Source organism: Sinorhizobium chiapasense, from assembly GCF_036488675.1.
GTDB lineage: Bacteria > Pseudomonadota > Alphaproteobacteria > Rhizobiales > Rhizobiaceae > Sinorhizobium > Sinorhizobium chiapasense.
This window is the reverse complement of record NZ_CP133152.1, coordinates 1,463,952-1,476,241: the sequence shown is the minus strand read 5'-3', so window position 1 is coordinate 1,476,241 and position 12,290 is coordinate 1,463,952. Positions and strand designations below refer to the sequence as shown.

At 64.0% G+C, this 12,290-nt stretch carries 10 protein-coding genes; 2 read left to right on the top strand and 8 right to left on the bottom strand.

The genetic code is table 11. The annotated features are described in order from the left end of the window. Positions 1–2: 2 nt before the first annotated feature. The 3 genes from RB548_RS31380 to RB548_RS31370 all read right to left on the bottom strand — a co-directional run bounded on the left by RB548_RS31380 (position 3) and on the right by RB548_RS31370 (position 2,937). Positions 3–1,019 (bottom strand): TRAP transporter substrate-binding protein, encoded by a 1,017-nt coding sequence (locus tag RB548_RS31380; RefSeq protein ID WP_331376270.1) that lies wholly within the window; start codon positions 1,017–1,019, stop codon positions 3–5. A 63-nt stretch (positions 1,020–1,082) separates the two neighbouring features. Beyond that, positions 1,083–2,363 carry a TRAP transporter large permease gene (locus RB548_RS31375; protein ID WP_331376269.1) on the bottom strand — a complete coding sequence of 427 codons (1,281 nt, stop codon included), beginning with the start codon at positions 2,361–2,363 and terminating at the stop codon, positions 1,083–1,085. Between the two features lie 10 nt (positions 2,364–2,373). Beyond that, entirely contained in the window at positions 2,374–2,937 is a 564-nt protein-coding gene (locus RB548_RS31370; RefSeq protein WP_331376268.1) for a TRAP transporter small permease, read from the bottom strand. Positions 2,938–3,319: 382 nt separating this feature from the next. Here RB548_RS31370 and RB548_RS31365 point away from each other — a divergent pair, with 382 nt between their 5' ends. Continuing rightward, positions 3,320–3,988, top strand: coding sequence for a TetR/AcrR family transcriptional regulator (locus RB548_RS31365; RefSeq protein ID WP_331377180.1), 669 nt, complete (start codon positions 3,320–3,322; stop codon positions 3,986–3,988). On the opposite strand, the gene RB548_RS31360 is transcribed toward RB548_RS31365, so the two are convergent. Continuing rightward, a complete protein-coding gene (locus tag RB548_RS31360; RefSeq protein WP_331376267.1) occupies positions 3,985–4,968 on the bottom strand; it encodes a zinc-dependent alcohol dehydrogenase family protein in 984 nt (327 codons plus the stop codon). The two genes, RB548_RS31365 and RB548_RS31360, sit on opposite strands and share 4 nt — an antisense overlap. A gap of 166 nt (positions 4,969–5,134) precedes the next feature. On the opposite strand from RB548_RS31360, the gene RB548_RS31355 reads away from it, so the two are divergent. Then, entirely contained in the window at positions 5,135–5,599 is a 465-nt protein-coding gene (locus RB548_RS31355; protein WP_331376266.1) for an NUDIX domain-containing protein, read from the top strand. A gap of 62 nt (positions 5,600–5,661) precedes the next feature. On the opposite strand, the gene RB548_RS31350 is transcribed toward RB548_RS31355, so the two are convergent. From RB548_RS31350 to nirB, 4 genes are read right to left on the bottom strand one after another with little or no spacing between them, the layout of a single operon-like run. Further along, positions 5,662–6,861 carry a siroheme synthase family protein gene (locus RB548_RS31350; protein ID WP_331376265.1) on the bottom strand — a complete coding sequence of 400 codons (1,200 nt, stop codon included), beginning with the start codon at positions 6,859–6,861 and terminating at the stop codon, positions 5,662–5,664. Then, positions 6,833–9,490: a nitrate reductase gene (locus RB548_RS31345; protein WP_331376264.1), complete on the bottom strand. Its 2,658-nt coding sequence runs from the start codon at positions 9,488–9,490 to the stop codon at positions 6,833–6,835. The genes RB548_RS31350 and RB548_RS31345 overlap by 29 nt, the downstream gene beginning before the upstream one ends. Before the next feature lie 2 nt (positions 9,491–9,492). Then, positions 9,493–9,831 (bottom strand): nitrite reductase small subunit NirD, encoded by a 339-nt coding sequence (gene nirD / locus RB548_RS31340; RefSeq protein WP_331376263.1) that lies wholly within the window; start codon positions 9,829–9,831, stop codon positions 9,493–9,495. Between the two features lie 4 nt (positions 9,832–9,835). Then, positions 9,836–12,286: a nitrite reductase large subunit NirB gene (gene nirB / locus RB548_RS31335; protein ID WP_331376262.1), complete on the bottom strand. Its 2,451-nt coding sequence runs from the start codon at positions 12,284–12,286 to the stop codon at positions 9,836–9,838. Positions 12,287–12,290: the final 4 nt, after the last annotated feature.

The following is a 12,290-nucleotide window of genomic DNA, read 5'->3' as shown; positions in this document are numbered from 1 at the left end:
CGTTACTGGCCGCGCACGGCGCCGATGTCCTTGAAGAGGGCCTGCACCGTCTCCTGGCCGATGTCGGCACTGAACTTGTCGATCATCGGCTTGACGGCATCGCGCAGGCGCTGCGTTTCCTCGGGGCTGAGCTCGCTCACCTCCATGCCGGTCTTGCGGATTTCCTCGAGCGCTGCGGCATCCTGCTCGCGCGATACTTTGCGCTGGAAATCGCGTGCTTCGACCGCAGCCTGCTGCAGGACCGCCCTCTCCTCGTCATTGAGGCCGTCCCAGAACTTCTTCGAGATCAGCACGATCTGCGGGTTGTACTGGTGACGGGTCAGCGTCATGTACTTCTGCACCTCGTAGAATTTCGCATTGAGGATGTTGGCGGCCGGGTTCTCCTGGCCGTCGACGGTTCCCGTTTCGAGCGCGGTGTAGAGTTCGGTGTAGGGCAGCGGCACGGCGTTGGCGCCGAGGGAGTTGAAGAGCTCGACCGGGATCGGCGACTGGATCGTGCGGATCTTCAGGCCCTTGATGTCCTCGAGCTTGGTCACCGGATGGCGGTTGTTGGTGAGATTTCGAAAACCGAGCTCCCAATAGGCGAGGCCGACGAGGCCGGTGTCGGAGAGGCGCTCCATCAGGCCGGTGCCGAACGGACCGTCCATCACCTTGTCGGCCTCCTCGCCGCTGTTGAACAGGAAGGGCAGGTCGACGGCGCCGAACTCCTTGACGTTGCTTGCAAGAATGCCGGCATTGAGCACGGTCATCTCGATCACGCCGCCCTGCAGCGCCGAGACGGTCTGGACGTCGCCGCCGAGCGTGCCGCCGGGGAAGAGCTTCACATTGATCTTGCCGCCGCTCTTCTCGTTGACGAGTTCGGCGAATTTCTCCATGCCGGTCACCTGCGGGTGGCCCTTGTTGTTCGCCGAGGCGAATTTAATGGCCTGGTCGCGGATCTCGGCCTCTGCCGGTCCGCCCGCCAGCAGCGCCAGGGGCAGGGCGAGGCCGAGCGCCAGTTTCGTCATTCTGTTCAACATGTTTTCCTCCCAGGTTGGGCCGGCGTTCAGGCCGGCCGTGTTGACAGTCAGAAGTCGCGCCCGTCAGTGCCCGAACCAGGAGACCGGAACGGTCACCAACTCAGGGAACAAGACGAGCAGGAAAAGGACGATCAGTTCGGCGATCATGAACGGCATGACGCCCTTCATCAGGTCTTCCATCGACAGTTTCGAGACGCCGCAAATGACGTTCAGGACCGTACCGACGGGCGGCGTGATGAGGCCGATCGAATTGTTGATGATGAAAAGCACGCCGAAGTAGACCGGGTCGATGCCCGCCTGCTTGATGACCGGCATCAGAACCGGCGTCATGATCAGGATGGTCGGCGTCATGTCCATGGCGGTGCCGACGACGACGATCAGAACCATGATGGCGACGAGGAGCGCCGTCCGGTTGTCCATCAGCGGCTCGACGAGCGCGGCGAGCGCGCCGGGCACGTCGGCGACGGTGATCAGCCAGGCCGAGACTGCCGCGCAGGCGACCAGGAACATGACGACGGCGGTGATTTTCGCCGCCGCGACGAAGACATGGAAGAGTTGCGCCGGCGGCAATTCGCGATAGACGACCATCGAGACGAAGAGCGAGTAGACGGCCGCCACCACGCCCGCTTCCGTCGGCGTGAAGACGCCGAACTTCAGTCCGATGATGATGATCACCGGCAGCATGAGGGCCCAGAAGCTGTCGACGAAAGCCTTGAGGCGCACGGCGCCACTCACTCTCGGCGGCAGCTCGAACTGCTCCTTGCGGGCAACGATGAGCCAGGTGACGGAGAGCGCCACGGCTATCATCAGCCCGGGGAAGATGCCGGCAAGGAAAAGCTTGGTGATCGAGACGCCGCCGACGACGCCATAGAGGATGAAGCCGATCGATGGCGGGATGATCGGGCCGATGATCGAGGCAGAGGCGATGAGCCCGCCGGCGCGCGCCGGATCGTGGCCGCTTTTCAGCATCATCGGCAAGAGGAGAGCGCCAAGCGCGGCCGCGTCGGCGACCGCAGAGCCCGAAAGGCTCGAAAGGATGCAGGCCGCAAAGATCGCGACGAAGCCGAGACCGCCGCGGATATGGCCGACCATTGCCATTGCGAGCGCGACGATGCGGCGGGAAAGGCCGCCGGTGTTCATGACCTCGCCGGCGAGCAGGAAGAAGGGAACTGCCATCAGCGGGAAGCTGTCGGCGCCATTCAGAACGTTCTGCGCGACGATCTGGGCGTCAAAGAGCCCGAGATAGAGCATCAGCGCCACGCCGCTCAGGATCAGCGCGAAGGCGATCGGCACGCCGAGTGCCATGGGTCCGAGAAGCGCGCCGAGAAAGATGGTGACCGTCATCGTCGCCTCCTCAATGCTTCGGCGAGAGCTGGCCGAGCACGGGCTCGGGCAGATCGTCGAGGGCGGCCTCATCCTCGCTCTCGCGCACGAGGTCGACCGTCGTCACGTCAATGCGGCCCGTCGCGATCGCGAAGGCGTCGGAAAGCAGGATCAGGAAGGCCGGGATGCCGAAGGCGAGACCGGCGCCATAGAAGACGGCCATCGGAATGCCGGTGGCCGGCGCGCCGACATGGAGGTTGATCAGCGTCTGCGTCCAGCTGCCGCTGATCACCAGCCATGTGGCATAGAGCATCAGTGCATGGCCGCAAAGCACGGCCACCTTTGCGGCAAACGGCGGCAAGCGCTTGATGAGGGAGTCGACGCCAAGATGACCATGCTCGCGCATGGCAACGACGGCGCCGAGAAAGGTGAGCCAGACGAAGAAGATCCGCGACAGCTCCTCGGAAACGGTGATCCCCTGGTTGAAGGCGTAGCGCAGGACGACATTGCCGAAGACGAGCACGACCATGCCGGCGAGCAGCAGCGCGATCGTCACCTTCAGCGCGAAGAAATAGAAATCGATGATGCGGGCCATTCGCTCCTCCCAAAGCGATCGGGCGTACCGGCGGCACGTCGCGACGACGCGTCTGTGGCAGGCCTCCTCCTTCCAACGCACGGCGGTTCGCCGGCGGCCGCCCCGCGCTCCTCGGCACGGATCGGCAGTGGGTTTATAAAATGTACTAACTAGTTCGAATGTCAAGCGCCATGCTATTGAAAGAGGATGACAACGTGAATATGACTTGAGGCATTGCTCTTGCGGGGCACAGCTTCGGGTCGAAAATCGGCAGGTGATTTTGGGCGAGGCAGGCAGTCTCGGATCGTGAGACGAACGTTTCGGACATTCATCGAGGCGCGCGAAGCCGCAGGAAATAGGCATGATGATTCAATGGCCTGTCGGGCCGGGAAGCAGTGCGGAAATGGCGGAGCGGCAGGGGAACGGCAGAAAGAACGATCCACAGAGGACGCAGGAGGATATCCTTGCGGTAGCGACGGAAGAATTTTCGACGCACGGCCTGGCCGGCGCGCGGGTGGATGCGATCGCCGAGCGCACGCGCACCTCGAAGCGGATGATCTATTACTATTTCGGCAGCAAGGAGGGGCTCTATCTCGCCGTGCTCGAGCGCTCCTATCGCAGGATCCGCACTCTCGAGGCCGATCTCGAACTCGCCAACCTGCCGCCGGAAAAGGCGCTCAGAACATTGATCGAGACCACCTTCGATCACGACGAGACCAATCCGGATTTCGTCCGTCTGGTCAGCATCGAGAATATCCACCACGCGGCGCATATGCTGCGTTCGGAGGCGATCCGCGAGCTCAATGTCTCGGTCATTCAGATGATAGAGGCCATCATCGCGCGCGGTCTCGCAGACGGTACCTTTCGCCGCAAGGCCGACCCGATCGATGTTCACATGCTGATCAGCGCCTTCTGCTTCTTCCGCGTGTCGAACCGTTACACATTCGGCACGATCTTCCGCCGTGACCTCTCGGAAAAGGCGACGATCGAACGGCATCGCACGATGATCGCCGATGCAGTCATCAGCTATCTGAAATCGGCGGAAGGTGGGCCTGTCACGCCGCCTGGTTAAGGAACGAGTACGGCCGCTCCGCTGAGCCTGCCGGCGCGAAGGTCGGCGAGGGCGCGGTTGGCTTCATCGAGCGGATAAACGATGGTGTGCGCCTTGACGCCTGCTTCTGCGGCGATTGCGAAAAACTCGCGGCCATCCCTACGCGTGAGGTTCGCGACCGAAACCAGTTCGCGTTCGCCCCAAAGCACAGCATAGGGCATGGCGGGGATATCGCTCATGTGGATCCCGCCGCAGACCACCCGTCCGCCCTTGCGCACCGCTTTCAGCGCCGCCGGCACGAGGTTTCCGACCGGCGCGAAGATGATCGCAGCGTCGAGCGGCTCCGGTGTCGGCTCGTCCGAACCGCCGGCCCAAAGCGCGCCGAGGTCGAGGGCGAAGCGCTGCGCTGCCCTATCGTGCGGGCGGGTGAAGGCATAGACCTGCCGGCCCTGCCAGACGCAAACCTGCGTTATGATATGCGCAGCGGCGCCAAACCCGTAGATGCCGATTCTCCTGCCGTCGCCGGCCCGTTTCAACGAGCGCCAGCCGATGAGACCCGCGCAGAGGAGGGGCGCAAGCGATACGGGATCGCCCTGGGGATCCAGATCGAAGGCATAGTCTGCATCCGCGATGACGCCGGTGGCGAAGCCGCCGTCGCGGGTATAGCCGGTGAACAGCGGATCGTCGCAAAGGTTTTCCGCGTTCGACCGGCAATAGAAGCAGTGCTGGCAGGTATGGCCGAGCCAAGGGATCCCGGTGCGCCGACCGATGCGTGCCGGATCGACGCCACTCCCGACCGCCTCGATGATGCCGACGATCTCGTGGCCCGGAACGAGCGGCAGCTTTGGCCGCGGCAGATCGCCGTCGACCACGTGCAGGTCGGTGCGGCAGACGGCGCAGGCCTCGACGCGCAGCCGGATTTCGCCGGCGAGCGGTTCTGGAAGTGGCCGCTCCACCGCTTTCAACGGTTCCCCGATCCTCTCAAGGACCATCGCGCGCATCAGCCTTTGCCTCCCTGAAGTTGCACAAGTCGCGATTGCTGCTCGCTCTGTTCGAAATGAGGCTCAGCAATGATATCCTCTTGCCAGGGACGCCGGATAGTCCTGTTCCCTCCACATCGAAGAGCCTTTTTCATCAAGACCGCCATCGACCCCGGAAGGATCGCAAATGCCGAAAAGAAGCGCAGGCATCCTGCTCTACAAATACGATGGCGGGGCACTTTTCGTCTTGCTCGTTCACCCTGGCGGTCCGTTCTGGAGCAACAGGGACCTTGGTGCGTGGTCCATCCCCAAGGGCGAATATGGCCCCGACGAGCAGCCGGAAGCGGCGGCGCGACGCGAGTTCCTTGAGGAGACCGGCATTGCAGTGGACGGCGCCCTCGCGTTTCTTGGCGAGCTTCGTCAGAAAAGCGGCAAGCTCGTCACCGCCTATGCCAGCGAAAGCGATTTCGACATCACCAAGATCCGCAGCAATCTGTTCGAGATGGAATGGCCGCCGCACAGCGGCAAAACACAAGCTTTCCCGGAGGTCGATCGCGCCGGATGGTTCAGCCTGTCGGACGCTCGGGAGAAGATAAACGCGTCACAACGGCCATTTCTCGATCGCCTCGAAGCCTCGCTGTCTCCCGAATGACCTTTGGCCCGAATGACCTTCGGCCCGAATGACCTTCGGAAAGTCGGCGAAGGCTCGCACGGTCAATGATTGGCGATGTGCGCGGCCGGGGTCGCGACCGCGACAGCCAGGCCGGCCGCAATACCGACATTGGCGAGCCCGTCGATTTTGGCCGGCCCCTGCACTCCAGAGTAATGGCGCTCGGCCGGTACCCCCGGCACGATCTCGACGGGAATGCCTTCGCTTTCCAGCCGTCGGATTTCCTTACGCATTCCGGCCGAAGCGGTGGGGTCGCCGGATTTGAGGCGCACCACGCGCTTGCCTGACAGAACCAGCTCCACCACGGCATCGTGGATACCGCTCCGGCCATCGGCGACGCGGCTGTTCGGCCCGCCAACGAACTGGCGCTTTGCTTCGCGGCGGGAAAGTTCGAGCACGTCGTTCGAGATCGGTTCGTCGAAGAGGATGACGTCGGCGGCCTGCAAGGCACGGATGGCCTTCAGCGTCAGGAGTTCGGCATCGCCCGGGCCCGCGCCGACGATCGCGACGCGGCCGATGGCGGAGCGGGTCGCGGACAGGCAATCCAGCTCCTCCATCAGCCGCGTCTCGACACCCTCCTCCGGTGTATCCCAAAAGGCGCGATCGACGAACCGCTCCCAGAAGGCGCAGCGCGCCGCGCCCGGATTCAGCCGGGCGTTGACCCTTTCGCGGATCGCCTGTGCGATCGCTGCCCAGCCCTTGATCGCCGGCGGCAGCAGCGCCTCGATCCGACGGCGGATCGCTTGCGCCAGGATCGGCGCGGCGCCGTCGGTCGAGATCGACACGACGACCGGCGAGCGATTGACGATCGAGCCGAACTGGAACTGGCAGAAGGCCGGCTTGTCGATGACATTGACGGGAACGCCGGCTAAACGCGCCGCCTCAAAGAACGCCTCGGCTTCGGCATTGTCGTCGCAATCGCCAATCGCAAGGGCGGCGCCGGCAAAGATGCCATCATGCCAGATTTCATCGTGATGGACGAAGCTGCCATCCTGATGTGCGGCGCCACGTTTCATCAGGCCGAGAAAGACGTTGCTCAATTGCGAGCCCGGTGCGTAAACATCAACATCCGCGCCGCAGGCTGCCAAGAGTTCCGCCTTCCAGGCAGCGGCATCGCTGCCGCCGGCAACGACGACGCGCTTCCTCTTCAACGTCCAGAACAGCGGCAGGGTGGCAAGCGGAGCGACGCGTTGCGGCGACGGCTTTGCGACCCGGTCATTCGGCGGCAGCGGCCAGGCATCCATCGATGATCCCCCTTATCTCTGCGCGGCAGGAGCCGCAATTGGTGCCGGCGCTGAGCCTCTCGCCGATAGCCTGGACACTGTGGCAGCCGTCCCGGATGGCCGCGGTGATCTGATTGACGCCGACGCTGAAGCAGGAGCAGACCGTGGCGCCCGGGTCCTCTCTGCCGGCGCCCGGACGACCCGCCGCCACGGCGAAGCGCGTCCCGAGGTCGGTGTGCGAGGCACGAAGCTGCGAGACAGCCCAGTTGCGGGCGACCGCTACCGGGCGGGTTGCCAGGAACAGGGCGGCAAGTAGCCTTTCACCGTCGAAAAAGGCGAGGCGGAGCTCGCCGGACTGACGATCGGTGTAGCCGATCGGCTCTGTTCCGGCCGGGATGGAAAAGACCCGCCGGCACCACCCGATCCAGTCGGCTTGCTGCTCGGCGAAGGCGAGTTCCAGGCGCCAGCCGCCCTCGGCCCTGGCGATCGCCCAGTAGGCGGCATCGACGCCTTGAGGTTTCTCGGCGGAGACTGCGAAACCATAGGCCCGCGCCTCGAAGCGCGTAGCCTTTACCGCCACGTTTTTCGACGCCGGCTGCCCGGAAACGGGGTCCGTGACCGGCGGCACCAGCGCGTCGATGCGGCCCTTCGAGGCGAACTGGTCGTTCCAGTGCATAGGCACGAAGAGGCTTCCCTCCGCCTGGCGCTCGGTGATGAGGGCGCGGACGATCGCCCGTCCATAGGGGCTCTCGATCCTCATCAGATCGGCATCCGCGACGGCAAGCTTCTCGGCATCGCGCGGATGAATTTCGGCAAACGGTTCCGCGATATGGGCGGAGAGCCGGGCGCTCTTTCCGGTTCGCGTCATCGTGTGCCAATGGTCGCGCACCCGGCCCGTGTTGAGCGTGTAGGGATAGGTGTCGTTTGCCCGCCTGGAGACCGAAGCGTCGACGGCGACGAAACTGGCGCGCCCGTCCGCATGGTAGAACCCGCCCTCGGCGAAAAACCGCCTTTCACGGGGCTGCGTGCCCCGTGGCTGTGGCCACTGGAACGGCTTCAGATCGTCGTAGGCCGCTTTATCGATTGCGGCATGAGCGCCGATGTCGAAATCACGGCGGCCGTCGTTTTCAAAGCCGGAAAGGGCGGCATGTTCGGCGAAGACCTCCGCAGGAGAGGCGTGGGCGAAGGCCTGCGAAAAGCCCATGCGCCGTCCGACCTCGGCCAGTTGCCACCAGTCGGGGCGTGCCTCGCCGGGAGCGTCGAGAAAGGCGCGCTGGCGCGAGATGCGCCGTTCGGAATTGGTGACCGTGCCGTCCTTCTCGCCCCAGCCGAGCGAGGGGAGGAGCACATGGGCGTGGCGGGCCGTGTCTGTCTCTCGCAGGATGTCGGAGACGACGACGAACGGACAGGCCCGGATCGCGGCCTCGACCGCGTCCGCGTCGGGCATCGAGACGACCGGGTTCGTCGCCATGATCCAGAGCGCCTTGATCCGCCCGTCGGCGACGGCACGGAACATGTCCACGGCCTTGAGGCCCGGCTTGCCCGCGAGCGCGGGCGCGCCCCAAAAGCGCCGGACGAGATCACGGTGAACGGATTTTTCGATGTCGAGGTGGGCGGCGAGCATGTTGGCGAGCCCGCCGACCTCGCGCCCACCCATGGCATTGGGCTGGCCCGTCAGCGAGAAAGGACCCATTCCCGGCCGACCGATCCGCCCGGTCGCGAGATGGCAGTTGATGATGGCGTTCACCTTGTCGGTGCCGGAAGCCGACTGGTTCACGCCCTGGCTGTAGCAGGTGACGACCTTTTCGGTCGTCTCGAACAGGCGGAAGAAATCGCGCAATTGCGCCTGCGAAAGTCCGGTCAGGGCCGAGAGCTCCGCGAGATCCAGCGCGGAAACCGCTGCAAAGGCCTCGGCGAAGCCTCTTGTGTGCGCCGATATATAGTTCTGATCGACCGCTCCGCTCACCGCCAGATGGGCGAACAGGCCGTTGAAAAGCGCGACATCGCTGTCCGGAGCAAGCGCCAGATGCATGTCGGCGATGTCGGCGGTCATCGTCCGGCGTGGATCGATGACGACAACTTTCATTTCGGGTCGGCTTGCCTTGGCCGCGGCGAGACGCTGGTAAAGCACCGGGTGGCACCAGGCGAGATTGGAACCGGTGAGCACGACGAGATCGGCAAGCTCGAGGTCCTCGTAGGCGCCCGGAACCGTATCGGACCCAAAGGCGCGGCGATGACCGGCGACCGAGGACGACATGCATAGGCGTGAGTTTGTGTCGATGTTCGCCGAACCGATAAAACCCTTCATCAGCTTGTTGGCGACGTAATAGTCCTCGGTCAGCAATTGGCCGGAGACATAGAAGGCGACAGAATCCGGGCCGTGCTCGGCAATGGTTTCCGCGAAGCGGCGGGCGACGAGGTTCAGCGCTTCGTCCCAGCCTGCGCGGCGACCGCCGATCTCCGGATGGAGAAGGCGACCGTCGAGATCGAGGGTTTCGGCAAGTGCCGAGCCCTTGGAACAGAGCCGGCCGAAATTGGCCGGATGCTCGGGATCGCCCTTGACGCTGACGGAGCCCTCATCGTCCACGCGGGCGATGACGCCGCAACCGACGCCACAATAGGGGCAGGTGGTTTTGACCTCGCACGCCATGCCTACTCCGCCGCTGCCAGTGTCAGGGTCTCGAGTGCGATGAAGAGCGCGCCGTTGTCGTTCTTCACCGGGATCGTGCGGACCGCGCCCTCGTCTGCGCCGAGCGCCTTGCCGGTTTCGAGCGAGATCACCCAGTTGTGCAGCGGGCAAGTCACCGCAGTGCCGTGGACGATCCCTTGCGAGAGCGGCCCACCCTTGTGGGGGCAGTGGTCCTCGATCGCGAAGACATCGTTCTCCGCGGTGCGGAAGACGGCGATCTTACCCTGCGGCGTCCTCACGCAGCGGGCGCCGCGCAGAGGGATATCGGAAACGTTACCGATTGCGATCCAGTTCATCTCCATTACCTCACTCCGCTGCCTGATTGAAACCGACCGTCGCCATCGGCCGGAACTCGTGCTTGTCCTTGCCGGAGACGCGCTCCGACCAGGGATCGACCTGGGCGAACTTCTGGCTGAAGACGAAGCGGTCGAAATAGGCCTTGCGCTTCTCCGTATCGTCCATGATCTGGCGGCGGATCTCGGCGAGGCCGACGCGCTTCGCCCATTTGTAGATGCGCTCGAGATAGCGGGCCTGCTCGCGATACATCTGCGTCAGGGCAACGATGTGCTCCAGCGCCTCGTCCTCGGTCTTGACGAGCCCCAGAACTTCCGTGCCCTTGATGTCGAGTCCGGCCGCGCCGGCGAAATGGATCTCGTAGCCGGAGTCGACGCAGATGACGCCGACGTCCTTGCAGGTCGCCTCGGCGCAATTGCGTGGACAGCCGGAGACGGCCATCTTCACCTTGGCGGGTGTCCACGAACCCCACATGAACTTCTCGATGCGGATGCCGAGCCCGGTCGAATCCTGTGTGCCGAACCGGCACCAATCGGAGCCGACGCAGGTCTTCACCGTCCTCAACCCCTTGGCATAGGCCTGGCCCGAGACGAAACCGGCCTTGCCGAGATCGGCCCAGACGGCCGGCAGGTTCTCCTTCTGGATGCCGAGCAGGTCGATGCGCTGGCCGCCGGTGACCTTGACGAGCGGGACATCGAACTTGTCGACGACGTCGGCGATGGCCCGCAATTCCTTCGAATTGGTCACCCCGCCCCACATGCGCGGTACCACCGAGTAGGTGCCGTCCTTCTGGATGTTGGCGTGGACGCGTTCGTTGATGAAGCGCGACTGGTAGTCGTCGGCGTATTCGTCCGGCCAATCGCAGACGAGGTAGTAATTCAGCGCCGGCCGGCACTTTGCGCAGCCGCAAGAGGTCTTCCACTCCAACTCCTGCATGACGGCGGGAATGGTCTTCAGGCCCTTCGCCTTGATCAACCGACGGACGTCGTCATGCCCGAGTTCCGTGCAGCCGCACATCGGCTGCACGGCGGCCGGATTGTACGCGTCGCCAAGCGTCAGCGACATCAACTGCTCGACGAGGCCGGTGCACGAACCGCAGGAGGCCGAAGCCTTGGTGTGGGCACGCACGTCGTCGAGCGACGTCAAGCCCTTTCCAGTGATCGTCGAAACGATCTTGCCCTTGCAGACGCCGTTGCAGCCGCAGATTTCCGCATCATCCGGCAAGGCTGCAACGGCCGCCATAGGGTCCAGCGGGGACCCTCCCTGATAGGCCTGGCCGAAGATCAGTGTGTCACGCATCTCGGTTATGTCGGTGCCGCGCTTCAACAGATCGTTGAACCAGGCGCCGTCCCCGGTTTCACCGTAAAGCACCGTGCCGATGATGCGGTTGTCCTTGAGCACCAGCCGCTTGTAGATGCCGGCGGTGGCATCGCGCAGCACGATCTCCTCGCGGCCATCGCCATCGGCGAAGTCGCCAACCGAATAGAGGTTGATGCCGGTCACCTTCAGTTTTGTCGGTGTATCGGAATGGACGAAGGCGGCGCTGCGATCGCCGGCCAGATGGCGCACGGCAATCCGTGCCATCTCGTAGAGCGGCGCCACCAGGCCGTAGACCATGCCGTCGACCTCGGCGCATTCGCCGAGTGCCATGATGTCCCCGTCGGAGGTCTGCATGCCGGCATCGACGACGATGCCGCGGTTGACGGCGAGCCCAGCTTCCTTGGCGAGACCGGCATTCGGCCTGATGCCGACGGCCATCACCACCAATGTCGCCGGGATGATCCGGCCGTCGTCGAGCTCGATGCCCTCGACCTTCTCCTCACCGACGATCCGTTTGGTATTCGCCTTGGTGATGACCTTGATGCCGCGTTCCTCGACCGCCTTCTGCAAGAGGTATCCGGCGGCCGGGTCGAGCTGGCGCTCCATGAGCGTCGGCATGACGTGCAGCACGGTGACATCCATGCCGCGCGCCTTGAGTCCGGCAGCCGCTTCCAGGCCAAGCAGACCGCCGCCGATGACGACCGCCGTTTCGCGCGACTGGGCGGCGAGCAGCATCGCCTGCACGTCGTCGAGATCGCGATAGGTGATGACGCCGCGCAGATCCTTGCCTGGCACGGGAATGATGAACGGCACCGAACCGGTGGCGATCACCAGCTTGTCGTAGCTTTCCGTGACCCCGTGATCGGAAGTGACCGTCTTGGCGTTACGGTCGATAGCAATGATCTTATGGCCCTTGTAGAGCGTGATGCCGTGCTTGATGTACCATCCGTCGCCATGAATGATGATCTCTTCGTACTCTTTTTCACCGGAAAGCACCGGCGAGAGCATGATGCGGTCGTAATTGACGCGCGGCTCAGCGTTGAAGATCGTCACCTCGTAGCGCCCGGGGGCCTTTTCGAAGAGTTCTTCCAGCATGCGGCCGGGCGCCATGCCGTTGCCAACAATAACCAGCTTCTCGGTCATTCCA